The organism is Pseudomonas sp. (genome assembly GCF_035554175.1).
Classification (GTDB): domain Bacteria; phylum Pseudomonadota; class Gammaproteobacteria; order Pseudomonadales; family Pseudomonadaceae; genus Aquipseudomonas.
This window is the reverse complement of the sequence record NZ_DATMIV010000001.1, coordinates 129,932-147,305: the sequence shown is the minus strand read 5'-3', so window position 1 is coordinate 147,305 and position 17,374 is coordinate 129,932. Positions and strand designations below refer to the sequence as shown.

The 17,374-nt window shown below is 61.1% G+C and carries 12 protein-coding genes; 9 read left to right on the top strand and 3 right to left on the bottom strand.

Translation table 11 applies throughout. The annotated features are described in order from the left end of the window. Positions 1-58: 58 nt before the first annotated feature. Positions 59-2,329: a bifunctional 23S rRNA (guanine(2069)-N(7))-methyltransferase RlmK/23S rRNA (guanine(2445)-N(2))-methyltransferase RlmL gene (gene rlmKL / locus VNV36_RS00665; protein ID WP_325715260.1), complete on the bottom strand. Its 2,271-nt coding sequence runs from the start codon at positions 2,327-2,329 to the stop codon at positions 59-61. Between the two features lie 531 nt (positions 2,330-2,860). Here rlmKL and batR point away from each other — a divergent pair. Further along, entirely contained in the window at positions 2,861-3,076 is a 216-nt protein-coding gene (gene batR, locus VNV36_RS00660) for a BatR family protein (RefSeq protein ID WP_003223300.1), read from the top strand. 249 nt (positions 3,077-3,325) lie between these two features. Here the strand turns inward: batR and VNV36_RS00655 are convergent, their stop codons facing one another. Next, positions 3,326-4,348, bottom strand: coding sequence for a quinone-dependent dihydroorotate dehydrogenase (locus tag VNV36_RS00655; RefSeq protein ID WP_325715258.1), 1,023 nt, complete (start codon positions 4,346-4,348; stop codon positions 3,326-3,328). A gap of 217 nt (positions 4,349-4,565) precedes the next feature. Here VNV36_RS00655 and VNV36_RS00650 point away from each other — a divergent pair, with 217 nt between their 5' ends. The 8 genes from VNV36_RS00650 (at position 4,566) to cobA (ending at position 16,203) form a co-directional block, all read left to right on the top strand. Next, entirely contained in the window at positions 4,566-5,777 is a 1,212-nt protein-coding gene (locus tag VNV36_RS00650) for a CmpA/NrtA family ABC transporter substrate-binding protein (RefSeq protein WP_325715256.1), read from the top strand. Between the two features lie 15 nt (positions 5,778-5,792). After that, a complete protein-coding gene (locus tag VNV36_RS00645) occupies positions 5,793-6,368 on the top strand; it encodes an ANTAR domain-containing response regulator (RefSeq protein ID WP_325715255.1) in 576 nt (191 codons plus the stop codon). A gap of 322 nt (positions 6,369-6,690) precedes the next feature. Further along, positions 6,691-7,902, top strand: a complete 1,212-nt coding sequence (locus tag VNV36_RS00640; protein ID WP_016773839.1) for a nitrate/nitrite transporter — start codon at positions 6,691-6,693, stop codon at positions 7,900-7,902. 7 nt (positions 7,903-7,909) lie between these two features. Then, positions 7,910-9,583, top strand: a complete 1,674-nt coding sequence (locus VNV36_RS00635) for a bifunctional protein-serine/threonine kinase/phosphatase (RefSeq protein ID WP_325715254.1) — start codon at positions 7,910-7,912, stop codon at positions 9,581-9,583. Positions 9,584-9,958: 375 nt separating this feature from the next. Next, complete coding sequence (gene nirB, locus VNV36_RS00630) at positions 9,959-12,412, top strand: nitrite reductase large subunit NirB (protein ID WP_325715252.1); 2,454 nt, start codon at positions 9,959-9,961, stop codon at positions 12,410-12,412. Then, positions 12,409-12,726: a nitrite reductase small subunit NirD gene (gene nirD, locus VNV36_RS00625; RefSeq protein WP_016773836.1), complete on the top strand. Its 318-nt coding sequence runs from the start codon at positions 12,409-12,411 to the stop codon at positions 12,724-12,726. Before nirB ends, nirD begins: the two co-directional genes overlap by 4 nt. Beyond that, entirely contained in the window at positions 12,726-15,437 is a 2,712-nt protein-coding gene (locus tag VNV36_RS00620) for a nitrate reductase (RefSeq protein WP_325715248.1), read from the top strand. Before nirD ends, VNV36_RS00620 begins: the two co-directional genes overlap by 1 nt. 13 nt (positions 15,438-15,450) lie before the next feature. Then, positions 15,451-16,203 carry a uroporphyrinogen-III C-methyltransferase gene (gene cobA / locus VNV36_RS00615; RefSeq protein WP_325715246.1) on the top strand — a complete coding sequence of 251 codons (753 nt, stop codon included), beginning with the start codon at positions 15,451-15,453 and terminating at the stop codon, positions 16,201-16,203. 112 nt (positions 16,204-16,315) lie between these two features. Here the strand turns inward: cobA and VNV36_RS00610 are convergent, their stop codons facing one another. Further along, positions 16,316-17,350, bottom strand: a complete 1,035-nt coding sequence (locus VNV36_RS00610) for an OmpA family protein (RefSeq protein ID WP_016773833.1) — start codon at positions 17,348-17,350, stop codon at positions 16,316-16,318. Between the last annotated feature and the right edge of the window lie 24 nt (positions 17,351-17,374).

The window sequence follows — 17,374 nt, the reverse complement described above, 5'->3', positions numbered from 1 at the left end:
CGCTGGAGCCACCGAGCCTTTGAAAATCAAGGCTCTGTGGATCCAACCGGTGAAAGTGTCAACGAGCCGTGATTTTCCAGGCGCGGTGGATCCTGGTATTGCGGGCGAAATCCGGATCAATGGTCTGTGCGCTGATTTCCTCGACCGCATAGCGCTCGGCGAGGTTTTCTTCCAACTGGAACTTGCGGAAGTTGTTGGAGAAATAGAGCACGCCACCGGGCGCCAGCCGCGCCATCGCCAAGTCGATCAACTGCACCTGATCGCGTTGCACGTCGAAGATGCCTTCCATGCGCTTGGAGTTGGAGAACGTTGGCGGGTCGATAAAGATCAGGTCGTACTCGTCGCGACTGCTTTCCAGCCACGCCATCACATCGCCCTGCTCGAGACGGTTCTTGTCCGAGAAGCCGTTCAGCGACAGGTTGCGACGCGCCCAGTCCAGATAGGTTTTCGACAGGTCGACGCTGGTGGTGCTGCGCGCGCCACCCTTGGCGGCGTGCACGCTGGCGGTCGCGGTGTAGCAGAACAGATTGAGGAAACGCTTGCCGGCGGCCTCTTTCTGAATGCGCATGCGCATCGGCCGGTGATCGAGAAACAGGCCGGTGTCGAGATAGTCGGTGAGATTGACCAGCAACTTCACGCCGCCTTCATTGACCTCGACGAACTTGCCCTGCGCAGCCTGACGCTCGTACTGCTTGGTACCGCTCTGCCGCTCGCGGCGTTTGACCACTACGCGATTCTTGTCGACGTTCAACGCCTGGGGGATTGCCGCCAAGGCGTCGAACATGCGCGCCGAGGCTTTTTCCGGGTCGATGGATTTCGGCGCGGCGTATTCCTGAACATGCACCCAGTCGTGGTACAGGTCGATGGCCATCGCGTATTCCGGCATGTCGGCATCGTACACGCGGTAGCAATCGATGCCTTCGCGCTTGACCCACTTGCTCATCGCCTTGAGATTCTTTTGCAGACGGTTGGCAAACATCTGCCCGCCTTCGCTCAGGCGCGGCTGCTCGATCACTGGCGCCGGGGCTGGCGTCGGCTTGATCGGGTTGCCGTTCTTGTTGAACTTGCGCTCTTGCGGCTCGTCCGGAGTCTGGTCGTAAGCCGCTTGCTCGCGCTCGGCCTGCCGCTGTTCCGGGGTGCGTCGCTCGCCGGTGACGAACTGATCCGGCAGCACCTTGATCAGCAACAGTTTGCACGGCAGCGCGCCGTTCCAGAACGAATACTGTTTGTGGCTGCGAATGCCCATGCGCTTGCCCAGATCCGGGGCACCGGTGAACACCGCCGCTTCCCAGTTCAGGCAGGCCTGACGCAAACGCTCGCCCAGATTCTGGTAGAGATACAGTAGGCTGGCTTCATCGCCGAGACGCTCGCCGTACGGCGGGTTGCAGATCACCATGCCTTTCTGGTTCTGATCCGGGCGCGGCTCGAAGGTCGCGACTTCGCCCTGGTAGATCTTGATCCACTCGCTGAGGCCAGCGCGTTCGACGTTGTTGCGCCCCGGCTGAATCAGCCGTGGGTCGGCTTCGTAACCGCGAATCCACAACGGTGGCTTGGCCAGACCGGCCGCGGCACGCTCGACGGCTTCTTCGTGAAGCTTTTTCCACAGCGCCGGCACGTGACCGAGCCACGCGGTAAAGCCCCACTGCTCGCGACGCAGGTTCGGCGCTATATCGGCGGCGATCATCGCCGCTTCAACGAGGAACGTACCGACACCGCACATCGGGTCAGCCAGCGCGCCGCCCTCGGCGGCAATACGCGGCCAGCCGGAGCGAATCAGGATCGCTGCCGCGAGGTTTTCCTTCAGCGGTGCGGCGCCCTGCTGCAAGCGATAGCCGCGTTGATGCAGGCTGTGGCCAGAAAGGTCGAGGGAGAGAATGGCTTCGCCGCGATCCAGGCGCAGGTGAATGCGCAGATCCGGATTGAGCTTGTCGATCGATGGACGGTCGCCCTGAGGGGTGCGCAACTTATCGACGATGGCGTCTTTGACTTTCAGCGCGCCAAAGTGGGTGTTGTCGATGCCCGAGCCATGGCCACTGAACTCCACCGCCAGGGTGCCGTCGCTGAGCATGTGATCCTGCCAGTCGATGTCGAGCACGCCGTGGTAGAGGTCTTCGGCGTCCTTCATCGGGAAACGCTTGAGCACCATCAACACACGGTTGGCCAGACGCGACCAGAGGCACAGGCGATAGGCGGTTTCCATGGTTGCCATGCCACGCACGGCGGAGGTGTGCTCGCGCGCTTCTTCAAGGCCAAGCCCGACGGCTTCCTCGATGAGCAGGCCTTCAAGGCCTTTGGGGCAAGTGAGGAAGAGTTCGAAACGATCGGACATGGTAGTTCCAGAGCCTTTGGCTAGTGGGCCGGCAACGCATTGCCGACCCGGTTTTCAATCAGGCGCTTTTCTGAAAGAGCGCCCGCGTGGCACGAAGGTGTGCCATTCCATCCCCGCTGCTCGGGTTAAAGGAGCTTAGATGCCGGGACAGATAAAAAAGTTGGTGTAACAAAAAGACTGATAACGACCCTTCGTCGAATAGTACCCAAGCGCAAACGTGGGTCATTCTCACTAACGGGTGAACCCGCTGGATCAGCGGGGCGCCGATCATACCGGGGTTTGCCCAGGGAACGTTGAAGAAATTCTCGGTTACTTATCGCCATAGCATTCTTTACGTTACGTGCTTATGACAAAACGATCATTCCCTCGATGTGACTCATTGGTTAGAACTGAACACAGGTTGACGTCGCAACGGCGTCAACACCTTGGCTCGCCACGCCGGCAGCGAGCCGCACGATGGCAGGTTTTTTCTGCCTGACCTCAATTGAGGTCAAACGCGATACTACAGTCAACAAGTGAGGGAAACACCCTATGAGAAGACTTAAGCGTGATCCGTTGGAAAGAGCATTTTTGCGCGGATATCAATATGGCGTTGGTGGCAAATCCCGTGAGCTTTGCCCATTTACTCTACCGTCGGTACGTCAAGCCTGGATCAACGGCTGGCGAGAAGGACGCGGCGACAACTGGGACGGTATGACCGGCACTGCGGGAATCCACAGACTCAACGAACTTCACGCCGTCGGCTGACACAGGGCATTTATTCCGACACGACAATCTGAATCTGCATTGAATTAACCACGCACGTCCTTCCCGGACGGCGGGCTACGGCCCAGGGGCTCCTTTGAGGAGCCCTTTTTTATCCCTGCATTTCCGTGCCGAGCACATAACCTGTAGGAGCTGCCGAAGGCTGCGATCTTTTGATATTGTCTTTTCAAATCAAGATCAAGATCAAGATCAAAAGATCGCAGCCTTCGGCAGCTCCTACGGGGACCGGTGTTATTTGCGCAGTGCGGCGATGGCATCCACCGATTCGCGAATCAGCGCCGGCCCCTTATAGATGAAGCCGGAATAGATCTGCACCAGACTCGCACCGGCCAGAATCTTCTCCGCCGCGTGCTTGCCTTCGGTAATGCCGCCAGCAGCAATGATCGGTAAACGCCCGGCCAATTCGCCCGCCAGCACTTTCACGGTGTGGGTGCTCTTCTCACGCACCGGCGCACCCGAGAGACCGCCCGCCTCGTCGCCATGTTCCATGCCTTCGACGCCGACACGGCTCAGGGTGGTATTGGTGGCGATTACCGCGTCCATGCCGGTTTCGATCAGCGCCTGGGCGACCTGCGCGGTTTCTTCATCGCTCATGTCCGGCGCGATCTTGATCGCCAGAGGCACATGCTTGCCATGACGCAAGGCCAGTTCGGCGCGGCGCGTGGCCAGGTCCGCCAGCAGCTGCTTGAGCGAGTCGCCGAACTGCAGGCTGCGCAGGCCCGGAGTGTTCGGCGAGCTGACGTTAACGGTGACGTAGCTGGCGTGGGCGTAGACCTTGTCCAGACAGATCAGGTAATCGTCGACCGCGCGCTCGACCGGGGTGTCGAAGTTCTTGCCGATATTGATGCCCAGCACGCCTTGGTATTTCGCTGCAGCGACACGCGCCAACAGGTTATCCACGCCGAGGTTATTGAAGCCCATGCGATTGATGATCGCCTCGGCTTCCGGCAGACGGAAGATCCGTGGTTTCGGATTGCCCGGCTGTGGACGCGGGGTCACGGTGCCGATTTCGACAAAACCGAAACCCAGTTGCACGAAGCCATCGATGGCCGCGCCGTTCTTGTCCAGACCGGCGGCCAGCCCCACCGGATTCGGAAATTCGAGCCCCATGACCGTCACCGGCATCTTCGCCGGCGCCTTGCACAGCAAGCCGTTTAAGCCCAAACGCCCACCCGCGCCGATCAGATCCAGCGACAGGTCGTGGGAGGTTTCCGGGGAAAGTTTGAACAACAGCTGACGGGCCAGGGTGTACATGGGCGGCGATGACTCGGGCGGCGAAAAGAGGCGGCGATTATAGCCGGGCATCGTCCTTTGGCGCGAGGCGCCTGCACGAATCAGGCGACTGGCATATGCCTTGCACCGGCCTGCCTATCAGTCTGCGGACCAATGAAGGCGCGCAGGCCAGGACAATGGCGTCGTCCTCGGGTTTGCCTGCGCAGAATCCGCGACGACGTTTTTTTTGAGGTAGCGTATGAACGAAACGTCCTTGGGGCCTCTGGCCTGGGTCAATGGCAGCGATGCGCCAGAAAAGAGCGCGATCAATCTCGGCTTCATGGCATTGAGCGATTGCGCCTCGGTGGTGGTCGCCGCCACCCAGGGTTTCGCCCAGCCTTATGGCCTGACCCTGAACCTCAAGCGCCAGACGTCATGGGCCAATCTGCGCGACAAACTGGTCTGCGGCGAACTGGACGCCGCGCACAGCCTGTACGGGCTGATTTATGCGGTACACCTGGGCATCGGCGGCATCGCCTCGACCGACATGGCGGTGCTGATGGGTCTGAACCAGAATGGCCAGAGCCTGAACCTGTCCCACACCCTGCAAAACGCTGGCGTGAACAGTCCTGAAGCGCTGGACCGCCACGTGCACCAAAGCCGCGCAAGACTGACCTTCGCCCAGACCTTCCCGACCGGTACCCATGCCATGTGGCTCTATTACTGGCTGGCGAGTCAGGGCATCCATCCGCTGCAGGATGTCGACAGCGTGGTGGTGCCGCCGCCGCAAATGGTTGCGCACCTGCAAGCCGGGCGCATCGACGGCTTTTGCGTCGGCGAACCGTGGGCGGCCAGTGCGGTGCAGCAGGAACTCGGTTTCACCCTGGCGACCAGCCAGAGCATCTGGCCCGACCACCCGGAAAAAGTCCTCGGCTGCACCCGCGAGTTCGTCGAGCAATACCCGAACACCGCGCGGGCGCTGGTCATGGCCATTCTGGAGGCCAGCCGCTTCATCGAAGAAAGCCCAGAAAATCGCCGCAGCACCGCGCAGTTGCTCAGCGCTGCGGAGTACCTCGACACCCCCGCCGCGTGCATCGAGCCGCGTTTTATGGGTGACTATGCCGATGGCCTGGGCAATCGCTGGCAGGATCCTCACGCGCTGCGCTTTCACGGCAATGGCGAGGTCAATCTGCCGTACCTTTGCGACGGCATGTGGTTCGTGACCCAGTTCCGGCGCTGGGGTTTGTTGCGCGAGGATCCGGATTATCTGGCGGTCGCCCGTCAGGTTCAGCATCTGGACTTATACCGCGAGGCCGCCAGCGCCGTCGGTGTTGCCACTGCGCAAGCCGATATGCGCAGCAGCCAGCTGCTCGACGGCAAGGTCTGGGACGGCAGCGATCCGGCGGGCTATGCGCGCAGTTTCAAGCTGCACGCCCTGAACGACACCGCCCTCCTACTCGCCCAGCGCTGACAGGAGACCGCGAACATGTTGCGCATTCTGCTGATCAACGACACCGCGAAAAAAGTCGGACGCCTGAAAGCAGCGCTGACCGAGGCCGGGTTCGATGTCATCGACGAGTCTGGCCTGACCATCGACCTGCCCACGCGCGTCGAAACGGTGCGCCCGGACGTGATCCTGATCGATACCGAGTCACCGGGCCGAGACGTCATGGAGCAAGTGGTGCTGGTCAGCCGCGACCAGCCACGGCCGATCGTGATGTTTACCGACGAGCATGACCCGGGGGTGATGCGTCAGGCGATCAAGTCCGGGGTCAGTGCCTACATCGTCGAAGGCATTCACGCACAGCGCTTGCAGCCGATTCTCGACGTGGCGATGGCGCGCTTCGAAAGCGACCAGGCCTTGCGCGCGCAATTGCAGGCCCGCGACCAGCAACTGGCCGAGCGCAAACGCATTGAGCTGGCCAAGGGCTTGTTGATGAAGATGAAGGACTGCAATGAAGAAGAGGCGTACACCCTGATGCGCCGCCAGGCCATGAGCCGTCAACAGAAACTGATCCAGGTGGCGGAGCAGATCATTGCCATGAGTGAGTTGCTGGGCTGAATGGAGATCAAAAGATCGCAGCCTCGTTGCACTCGTCAGCTCCTACAGGAGGGTGCGTTCATTTGTAGGAGCTGACGAGTGCAACGAGGCTGCGATCTTTTCAAGCCTTGGCACAAATCTCGCTATGTAAAACGCACAGGTAACCAACGGCGGTTGCCCCACCTACGACAAAGACGTCGCTCACCCCGTTCGCCCCCAGGCGAATCAGGTAGCGGCGTTTTTGCGTTTTGGCCCCACAGAGCGGGGCCGGTGGTGCAGCCGTGAGGCGCTCCACCTGCTGTGCATGACTCCTTTCGAGACTCTTTTTCAGCCGAGGTGCGCGATGAATTCAAGCTTCTGGAAATCCGGCCATACCCCGACCCTGTTCGCGGCCTTCCTGTATTTCGACCTGAGTTTCATGGTCTGGTACCTGCTCGGCCCACTGGCCGTGCAGATTGCCGCCGACCTGCACCTGACTACCCAACAACGCGGCCTCGTCGTCGCTACGCCGATTCTGGCCGGCGCAGTGTTGCGCTTCGCCATGGGCATGCTCGCCGATCGCTTGTCGCCGAAGACTGCCGGACTGATCGGCCAGGTCATCGTTATCTGTGCGCTGTTCGGTGCCTGGAAGCTCGGTATTCACAGTTATGAACAGGCGCTGATACTCGGCCTGTTTCTCGGCATGGCCGGTGCGTCGTTCGCCGTGGCCCTGCCACTGGCCTCGCAGTGGTACCCGCCAGAGCATCAGGGCAAAGCCATGGGCATCGCCGGTGCGGGCAACTCCGGCACCGTGTTCGCCGCGCTGCTCGCGCCGGTGATCGCCGCGGCGTTCGGCTGGAGCAATGTCTTTGGGTTCGCCCTGATCCCGCTGGTTTTGACGTTGGTGCTGTTCGCCTTGTTGGCAAAAAATGCTCCACAGCGGCCGAAACCGAAAGCCATGGCGGATTACTTCAAGGCCCTCGGAGACCGTGACAGCTGGTGGTTCATGTTTTTCTACAGCGTCACCTTCGGCGGCTTCATTGGTCTGGCCAGTGCCCTGCCCGGTTACTTCAACGATCAATACGGGTTGAGCCCGGTGACCGCTGGCTACTACACCGCGGCCTGCGTGTTCGGCGGCAGCCTGATGCGCCCGTTGGGTGGCGCGCTGGCCGATCGCTTCGGCGGCATCCGCACCTTGCTGGCGATGTACACCGTCGCCGCCATCTGCATCGCTGCCGTCGGCTTCAACCTGCCAAGTTCCTACGCCGCGCTGGCGCTTTTCGTCTGCACCATGCTCGGTTTGGGCGCGGGCAACGGGGCGGTATTCCAATTGGTGCCACAGCGTTTTCGCCTGGAAATCGGTGTGATGACCGGGTTGATCGGCATGGCCGGTGGTATCGGTGGCTTCGCACTGGCGGCAGGCATGGGCGCGATCAAGCAAAGCACCGGCAGCTATCAACTGGCGCTGTGGTTGTTCGCCAGTCTGGGCGTGCTCGCCTGGTTCGGCTTGCACGGCGTCAAACGTCGCTGGAGAACCACTTGGGGTTCGGCGGCGGTCACGGCGGCGCGGGTCTGAGGCCTCAATGGCCCTGCAACTGAGTTGCGCCGAAGCCAGCGCCACCGGCCCGCGCGCGGAGAATCAGGACGCCCTGCGTTGCGTGACACCGGCGCCAGCACTGGCGGTGAGCAAGGGTTATCTGTTCGCCATCGCCGACGGCGTCAGCCAGTGCGCCGACGGCGGCCTCGCCGCGCGTTCGACCTTGCAGGCCCTGGCACTGGACTACTACGCCACGCCGGAAACCTGGAGCGTGGCCCAGGCGCTGGATCGCCTGCTGCTCGCGCAGAACCGCTGGCTGCAGGTCAATGGCGGCGGGCAACCGCTGCTCACAACCGTCAGCGCGCTGGTCATGCGCGGTCGGCGCTTCACCCTCGCTCACGTCGGCGATTGCCGGGTCTATCGCTGGCATGCCGAGCGCCTGCAGCGCCTCAGCGACGATCACGTCTGGGAGCAACCGGGCATGCAACATGTGCTCAAACGTGCGCTCGGGCTGGATCAACATCTGGTGCTGGATTTCCTCGACGGCGAACTGCGTGAGGGGGAAAGCTTCGTCCTGCTCAGCGACGGCGTCTGGTCGACGTTGGGCGATACCGCGATTGCGGCGATTCTGCGTGATCAGCCGGATCTGCACAGTGCGGCACAGACATTGGTCAACGCTGCTCACCTGGCCGGTAGTCAGGACAATGCCAGCGCCCTGCTGGTGCGGGTCGACGCCCTTGGCGAATCAAACATCGGCGATGCGCTGGTGCACTTGCAGCAATGGCCGCTGCCGCCGCCGCTGAAACCCGGACAAGCATTCGAAGGCTGGCAGGTGCAGAGCATCATCGGTCAGAGCCAGCAATCGCTGCTGTATCGCGTGCTCGATGGCCAGGGCCAGCCATGGTTGCTGAAAACCCTGCCGACGCGTCTGGCCGACGACCCGCAGGCCGGGCAGGCGCTGCTGTCGGAAGAGTGGTTCCTCAAGCGCGTGGCCGGCCGGCATTTTCCGCAAATCCATGCGTGCACTCAGCGTCAGCATTTGTACTACGTGATGCGCGAATATGCCGGGACAACGCTGGCCGAGATATTTCGACACAGCGGCCCACTGCCACTGACGCAATGGCAGGACATCGCCGAGCGTCTGTTACGCGCGGCGGGACTGCTGCATCGGCGACAGATTCTGCATCGCGATATCAAACCGGAAAACCTGCTGCTGGGCGATGACGGCGAATTGCGTCTACTGGATTTCGGCCTGGCCTATTGCCCGGGCTTATCCGAAGACGCGCCGTCAACACTGCCCGGAACGCCAAGCTTCATTGCACCGGAAGCGTTTCGCGGGGAATTGCCGAGTGCGCAGCAGGATTTGTATTCGGTCGGCGTCACTCTTTATTACCTGCTCACCGGGCATTTTCCATACGGCGAGATCGAAGCGTTCCAACGGCCCCGATTCGGCGTGCCAGTGAGTGCCAGTCGCTATCGACCGGACTTGCCGGAGTGGCTCGCACAGAGCCTGGAACGCGGCGTGGCAGCCGACCCGCAGCGACGCTTTGAAACCGCAGAAGAATGGCTGCTGGTGCTGGAACAGGGCGAGCGGCGCAGTTTGAGCGTACGGCCCCGGCCGTTGCTGGAGCGGGAGCCGTTGAGGGTCTGGCGAACCATGGCTTTGGTGGCATTGGTTGGGAATGTCGTGCTGCTGGTTTTGCTGTTTCATCAGCCCTGAAAAGATCGCAGCCTTCGGCAGCTCCTACAGTTGATTGCGTACACCTGTAGGAGCTGCCGAAGGCTGCGATCTGTTGATCCTGCGCTCCAAAAAAGCGCAACACGCCTCCCGAAAGTGCACTGAGACATCGCTATACGCGCAAAAAGCCCAGCAATTCCGGCGCCCACCCAAGTTGGCACAACCACTGCATTACCCTTCCCAACAGACACAAAGCCCAACCTTCAACGATGAAGGCTGCGCTTCCCGAGAGAACGGGACCAGGACAAAGGCGTCCTCGCTAGGCAACTAGCGGGACGCCTTTTTTTGTTTGCGCACAATTTGTCGAGCCAGGCCCGACGGCCCACCAGAGGCCAGCCGCAGCTCCCGGAGAACCTGATGAAAAAACTCAAACTGGTGATGATCGGCAATGGCATGGCCGGGGTGCGTACCCTGGAAGAACTGCTCAAGCTGAGCGACGAGCTCTACGACATCACCGTCTTCGGCGCCGAACCGCACACCAATTACAACCGCATCCTGCTCCCGCCGGTGCTGGCCGGCGAACAGACCTTCGAAGAGATCGTGCTCAACGACCTCGACTGGTACCTGGAAAACAACATCAGATTGCTGCTCAACCGCAAAGTGGTGGAGATCGACCGGGTCAAACGCCGGGTGATCGCCGAGGATGGCACGGAAGCGGAATATGACCGCCTGCTGATCGCCACCGGCTCGACCCCGTTCATTCTGCCGATCCCCGGCAACACCCTGCAGGGTGTGATCGGCTACCGCGATATCGCCGACACTCAGGCGATGATCGACACCGCCAGAACCCACAAGCACGCCGTAGTCATCGGCGGCGGCCTGCTCGGTCTCGAAGCGGCCAATGGTCTGATGCTGCGCGGCATGCACGTCACCGTGGTGCACCTGGGTGAATGGCTGCTGGAGCGGCAGCTGGACAAGACCAGCGGCCAACTCCTGCAATCGGCGCTGGAATCCCGTGGCCTGCACTTCCGCCTGTGCGAACAGACTCAGGCCCTGCACGACGCCGGCAATGGCCGCGTCGGCTCGGTGCAATTCAAGAACGGCGACATCATCCCGGCCGATCTGGTGGTGATGGCCGCCGGCATCCGCCCCAACACCGAACTGGCGGAAAAGGCCGGCATCCCGTGCAATCGCGGGATTCTGGTTAACGACACTCTGCAGACCTACGACCCGCGCATCTACGCCATCGGCGAATGCGCCAGCCATCGCGGCATCGCCTATGGCCTGGTCGCGCCGCTGTTCGAACAGGCCAAGGTCTGCGCCAACCACCTTGCCCAGCTGGGTTTCGCCCGTTATCAGGGCTCGGTGACCTCGACCAAGCTGAAAGTTACCGGCATCGACCTGTTCTCCGCCGGCGACTTCATGGGCGGCGAAGGCACCGAGACCATCACCCTCTCCGACCCGATTGGCGGCGTGTACAAAAAACTGGTGATCAAGGATGACGTGTTGGTCGGCGCCTGTCTGTACGGTGATACGGCAGATGGCGGATGGTATTTCCGGCAGATTCGTGAGAATCACGCCATCGGCGAGATCCGCGATCACCTCATGTTTGGTGAAAATGCGTTAGGCGACGCAGGACATCAGGGCCAGGACAAAGCCATGGTCATGGCCGACAGCGCCGAAGTCTGCGGCTGCAATGGTGTGTGCAAGGGCACCATCGTCAAGGCGATTCAGGAACACGGCCTGTTCAGCGTCGATGAAGTGAAGAAACACACCAAGGCTGCCAGCTCGTGCGGCTCCTGCGCCGGGTTGGTCGAACAGATCCTGATCAACACCGTAGGTGGCGCGGCTGACGTCAAACCGAAAAGCGAAAAAGCCATCTGCGGTTGCAGCGACCTCAACCACGGGCAGATTCGCCAAGCGATTCGCCAGGAACACCTGCTGACCATCGCCAGCACCATGAGCTACCTCAACTGGCGTACGCCCAATGGCTGCGCGACCTGCCGCCCGGCGCTCAACTATTACCTGATCTCCACCTGGCCGGGCGAAGCCAGGGACGATCCGCAATCGCGCCTGATCAACGAACGCGCCCACGCCAACATCCAGAAGGACGGCACCTACTCGGTGGTGCCGCGCATGTGGGGCGGCGTGACCAACCCGTCGGAACTGCGCCGAATCGCCGATGTGGCCGACAAGTACAACGTGCCGATGGTCAAGGTCACCGGCGGTCAGCGCATTGACTTGCTGGGGATCAAAAAGCAGGACTTGCCCGGCGTCTGGAAAGACCTCGACATGCCGTCCGGCCACGCCTATGGCAAATCCATCCGCACCGTTAAAACTTGCGTAGGCAGCGAGTTCTGCCGCTTCGGCACGCAGAATTCGACGCAACTGGGCATCGACCTCGAACACGATCTGTTCAACATGTGGTCGCCGCACAAAGTGAAACTGGCAGTGTCCGGTTGCCCACGCAACTGCTCGGAAGCGGGGATCAAAGACGTAGGAATCATCGGTGTCGATTCCGGCTGGGAGATGTACATCGGCGGTAACGGCGGGATCAAGACCGAAGTCGCCGAGTTCTTCGTCAAGCTCAAGACGGCCGAAGAAGTGCGTGAATACAACGGCGCGTTCCTGCAGTTGTATCGCGAAGAAGCCTTTTACCTCGAACGCACCGTGCACTACCTGCAGCGAGTCGGCATGGAGCACATCAAGAAGAACGTGCTCGAAGACGCCGAGCGGCGCAAAGCCCTGAACGAGCGCCTGCAATTCTCCCTGTCGTTCGAACAGGATCCATGGAAAGAACGCCTGGCGCAGCCGCAACTGAAAAAAGAGTTCGACGTGATTCCTGTGAAACACCTGGAGGTGCCGGCATGAACTGGCTGGATATCTGTGCGCTGGAAGAGATCAACGCCCTCGGTTCGCGGATCATTGCCGGGCCGAAAGGTGATATCGCGATTTTTCGTACAAGCGACGACGAAGTTTTCGCCCTTGACGACCGCTGCCCGCACAAGGGCGGCCCGCTGTCGCAGGGTCTGATCTACGGCAAACGCGTGGCCTGCCCGCTGCACAACTGGCAGATCGACCTCGAAACCGGCGAAGCCCAGGCGCCGGACATCGGCTGTGCGCATCATCATCCGGCGCGGGTCGAGAACGGCCGGGTGCAACTGGCCCTGCGGGACGCCATCTGATGAACCGCCAGACGACCGCCTCGACCTGCTGTTATTGCGGGGTCGGCTGCGGCGTACTGATCGAGCATGACGGCGAGCGCATCCTCGGCGTCAGCGGCGATCCGGCGCACCCGGCCAACTTCGGCAAACTGTGCAGCAAAGGCTCGACGCTGCACCTGACCGGCGACCTCGCCGCCCGCGCCTTGTACCCGGAACTGCGTCTGGGCAAAGGCCTGGCACGCGGGCGCACTGACTGGGACAGCGCACTGGAGCACGCCGCCAACGTGTTCGCCGCAACCATCACCGAACACGGCCCGGACAGCGTGGCGTTTTACATTTCCGGTCAGTTGCTCACAGAGGACTATTACGCCTTCAACAAACTGGCGCGGGCGCTGGTCGGTACCAACAACATCGACAGCAATTCGCGACTGTGCATGTCGTCGGCGGTGGTCGGCTACAAGCGCAGCCTCGGCGCTGACGCACCGCCGTGCAGCTACGAAGATCTGGAGCTGAGCGACTGCGTGATGATCGTTGGCAGTAACATGGCCTACGCCCATCCGGTACTTTTTCGCCGGCTCGAAGAAGCAAAATCCCGCCGCCCGCAAATGAAAGTCATCGTTATCGACCCGCGTCGCACCGACACTTGCGAGCTGGCTGACCTGCATCTGGCGATCCTGCCCGGCACCGACGTCGCGTTGTTCCATGGGATTTTGCATGTGCTGTTGTGGGAAGACTGGGTTGATCGCAACTTCATCCAGGCACATACCGAAGGCCTCGCCGAGCTTAAAACGCTGGTACGCGATTACACCCCGCAGATGGTTTCGCAACTGTGCGGCATCAGTATTGAGCAATTGCAACATTGCGCGGAATGGGTCGGCACGGCACCGAGTTTCCTGTCGCTGTGGTGCATGGGCCTGAATCAGTCCACCGCCGGCAGCGCAAAAAACAGCGCGCTGATTAATTTGCACCTGGCTACCGGGCAAATCGGCCGGCCCGGTGCAGGACCTTTCTCCCTGACCGGTCAGCCGAACGCCATGGGCGGGCGGGAAACCGGCAGTCTGTCCAATCTGCTGCCTGGCCACCGCGATGCTGCCAATCCAGAGCATCGCGCCGAGGTGGCGGCCTATTGGGGCGTGGACAACTTGCCCGAAGCGCCTGGCCTGAGCGCCATCGAGCTGTTCGAAAACCTGCGCAGCGGCAAGATCAAGGCGCTGTGGATCGCCTGTACCAACCCGGCTCAATCGATGCCAGATCAGGGCGCCGTTCGCGCTGCGCTTGAGGCCTGCCCGTTTGTGGTGTTGCAGGAAGCCTTTCGCACCACCGAGACCGCCGCGTTTGCCGACCTGCTGTTGCCCGCCGCCAGTTGGGGCGAGAAGGAAGGTTCGGTGACCAATTCCGAACGACGCATTTCCCACGTGCGCAAGGCCGTTGTCGCACCGGGCGAGGCGCGCGCGGACTGGGCAATCACGGTGGATTTCGCACAACGGCTGGAGAAACGCCTGCGCCCGAAACAGCCGAGCCTGTTCGCTTTCGATCAGCCTTCGCAGTTGTTCGACGAATTCAAATTACTCACCAAGGGGCGAGACCTCGATCTGTGCGGAATCAGTCATGCCCTGCTCGACGAGATCGGCCCGCAACAATGGCCCTTCCCTGCCGGCGCCCGCCAAGGCACGCCACGCTTGTACTGCGACGGCATTTTTCCTACGACCAATGGCCGCGCGCAGTTTATTGCCGAGCCGTATCGCGCCGCCAAGGAACAAAGGGACGCGCGCTTCCCGCTGACGCTGATCACCGGCCGCTTGCGCGACCAGTGGCACGGCATGAGCCGCACCGGCACCGCCGCGCAATTGTTCGGTCATGTCAGCGAAGCCGTACTGAGCCTGCATCCAGACGAAATGCGCCGGCACCGATTGCAACCCGGCGATCTGGTCAACCTGAAAAGCCGTCGTGGCGCCGTAATCGTCGCGGTCGCCAGCGATGACAGCGTGCGTCCGGGGCAGGCGTTTCTGCCGATGCATTGGGGCGACCGCTATCTCAAGGGCGGCGTGAACAACCTGACCCTGCCGGCCTTTGATCCGTTGTCGAAGCAACCCGAACTCAAGCACAGCGGCGTAAGGCTGGAACCGGTAAAACTGCCATGGCACCTGTTCGCGCTGATCGAGGGCAATGTTCAACGGCATTTCGAGACGTTACGACCGCTGTGCGAGGCATTTTCCTACGTCAGCCTCAGCCTTGTCGGTCGTGAGCGACCGGCGCTGCTGATACGTGCTGCCCACGCCGAAGCGCCCGATTCACGCGTGCTGGGGGAAATCGACCAGTGCCTGGCGCTGATCGATGGCCCGGTTCTGGCCTACGACGATCCGCGTCGCGCGATTGGCAAGCGAGTGCGCATCGAAAACGGCCGTATCACCGCCATTCGCCTGGCCGGGGAAACCCTCGCGCAACACTGGCTGCAGAACCTGTGGCTCGAGGGCCGCGCCGACGAACAATTGCGGCGCTGGCTGCTGGCGCCGATGAGCGCGCCGCCGGGCAGTGCCGGGGCCATCGCTAGCGACAAGACTTTGTGCAATTGCGAAAACGTCAGCCTTAGTGCGGTCTGCGCCGGCATTCGCCAGGGCCTGGATCTGCAAGGTCTGAAAAACAGTCTGCGATGCGGCACGCAATGCGGTTCCTGCGTGCCAGAAATCAAGCGCCTGCTGACTGCGCAAGCGCGGCCGGTCGCGGTCATTTAACGAGGGAAACATCATGAATGCGAAAGTCTGGCTGGTGGGCGCAGGCCCTGGCGATCCGGAACTGCTGACAATCAAGGCAGTGCGCGCATTGCGCGAGGCCGATGTAGTGATGATCGATGATCTGGTCAACGACGCGGTGCTGGGACATTGCCCCACGGCGCGGGTGATTGCCGTAGGCAAGCGCGGCGGCTGCCGTTCGACGCCGCAGGCATTCATTCATCGGCTGATGTTGCGTTATGCCCGCCAGGGTAAATGCGTGGTGCGGCTCAAGGGCGGCGATCCATGCATTTTCGGTCGGGGCGGTGAAGAAGCGCAGTGGCTGCGCGAGCGCGGCGTCGAGGTGGAATTGGTCAACGGCATTACCGCCGGGCTGGCCGGTGCGACCCGATGCGATATTCCGCTGACCCTGCGCGGCGTGGCGCGTGGTGTGACGCTGGTCACCGCACATACTCAGGATGACAGCCAATTGAACTGGCAGGCGCTGGCGCAAGGCGGGACGACGCTGGTGGTTTATATGGGCGTGGCCAGGCTGGGCGAAATTCGCGACCAGTTGTTGGCCGGAGGGATGGCGGCGGATACGCCGGTGGCGATGATCGAAAACGCCTCTTTGCCGCATCAGCGTGAGTGCCGCAGTGATTTGAATGCGATGGCTGAGGATGCGACTACTTTCGAGTTGAAGAGCCCGGCGATTCTGGTGATTGGTGCGGTAGCGGCTGTTGTCGAAGATCAAAAGATCGCAGCCTTCGGCAGCGCCTACCGGACGTAAGCAGCTCCAATGTAGGAGCTGCCACAGGCTGCGATCTTTTAAAGCAAAAAAGCCAAATCGCAGACAAAGAAAAGCCCAGCCTGAGCCGGGCTTTTCCATCAGCGGCAGCTAATTACTTAGCTTGAGCTTCAACCTGCGCTTCTACGCGACGGTTTACAGCGCGGCCAGCGTCAGTTTTGTTGTCAGCAACTGGGCGGGATTCGCCGTAGCCAACAGACTGAACGCGGGACGATTCAACACCGTACTGGTTGGTCAGAACCTGCTTAACGGCGTTTGCACGACGCTCGGACAGTTTCTGGTTGTAAGCGTCAGGACCGACGGAGTCAGTGTGACCTTCAACAGTAGTGGTGGTGGATGGGTACTGCTTCATGAAGTCAGCCAGGTTTTTGATGTCGCCGTAGCTGTTAGGCTTGACTACCGACTTGTCGAAGTCGAATTTCACGTCCAGCTCAACACGAACAACTTCAGCAACTGCTGGGCAGCCATCAGCGTCAACGGTTACGTTGGCTGGGGTGTCCGGGCACTTGTCAACGTTGTCGCAAACGCCATCGTTGTCGCTGTCGGAGCAGACTTCAGCAGGTGCTGGAACTGGAGCAGCAGCTGGCTTGGAGCCGCCACCGAAGTTCACACCGATACCGACGCTAGGAGCCCACTCGGTGTCGCCCTGGTCGATGTTGTACTGAGCTTCAACGCCGGCACGGGCGTAGAAGTTCTCGGTGAAGTACAGCTTGGCACCGCCGCCAACGTTGGCGAAGGTGGAACGGTTACGACCGTTCGAACCGTTCTGATCGATGCTCTGGTCAGAGAAACCGGCCGAAACGTATGGACGAATCATGTCGCCTGGGTTGTTGAAGTGGTACAGAGCGTCCAGAGCGGTGTTAGCGCCTTTGACGTTCTTGCCATCGTCGGCACGTACGTTGTGCACTTCGTCGTAGCCCAAACGCAGTTCTACGTCGTCGGTCAGGAAGTAACCGATCGAGCCGCCGAACAGGTTGCCGTTGTTCTTGAAGTTACGAGCGCTGTCGAATTGTTCTTTCTTAGCGAAGCCTTCGATTTCAACTGCGCCTTGGCCTTGTGCCAGAGCGCCGAACGAAGTGGCGGCAATCAGAGAACCAATGGCCAAGCCCAAGGTGTTTTTCAGTTTCATCCGTTAAATCCCCATCTGGTGATT

What these genes read in the sequence shown, in the direction of transcription:
- nirB (WP_325715252.1), top strand. Translation starts at nt 9,959, where the DNA reads ATGAAAAAACTCAAACTGGTGATGATCGGCAATGGCATGGCCGGGGTG.
- batR (WP_003223300.1), top strand. Translation starts at nt 2,861, where the DNA reads ATGAGAAGACTTAAGCGTGATCCGTTGGAAAGAGCATTTTTGCGCGGA.
- VNV36_RS00635 (WP_325715254.1), top strand. Translation starts at nt 7,910, where the DNA reads ATGGCCCTGCAACTGAGTTGCGCCGAAGCCAGCGCCACCGGCCCGCGC.
- VNV36_RS00655 (WP_325715258.1), bottom strand. Translation starts at nt 4,348, where the DNA reads ATGTACACCCTGGCCCGTCAGCTGTTGTTCAAACTTTCCCCGGAAACC.
- VNV36_RS00640 (WP_016773839.1), top strand. Translation starts at nt 6,691, where the DNA reads ATGAATTCAAGCTTCTGGAAATCCGGCCATACCCCGACCCTGTTCGCG.
- VNV36_RS00645 (WP_325715255.1), top strand. Translation starts at nt 5,793, where the DNA reads ATGTTGCGCATTCTGCTGATCAACGACACCGCGAAAAAAGTCGGACGC.
- cobA (WP_325715246.1), top strand. Translation starts at nt 15,451, where the DNA reads ATGAATGCGAAAGTCTGGCTGGTGGGCGCAGGCCCTGGCGATCCGGAA.
- nirD (WP_016773836.1), top strand. Translation starts at nt 12,409, where the DNA reads ATGAACTGGCTGGATATCTGTGCGCTGGAAGAGATCAACGCCCTCGGT.
- VNV36_RS00620 (WP_325715248.1), top strand. Translation starts at nt 12,726, where the DNA reads ATGAACCGCCAGACGACCGCCTCGACCTGCTGTTATTGCGGGGTCGGC.
- VNV36_RS00650 (WP_325715256.1), top strand. Translation starts at nt 4,566, where the DNA reads ATGAACGAAACGTCCTTGGGGCCTCTGGCCTGGGTCAATGGCAGCGAT.
- VNV36_RS00610 (WP_016773833.1), bottom strand. Translation starts at nt 17,350, where the DNA reads ATGAAACTGAAAAACACCTTGGGCTTGGCCATTGGTTCTCTGATTGCC.
- rlmKL (WP_325715260.1), bottom strand. Translation starts at nt 2,329, where the DNA reads ATGTCCGATCGTTTCGAACTCTTCCTCACTTGCCCCAAAGGCCTTGAA.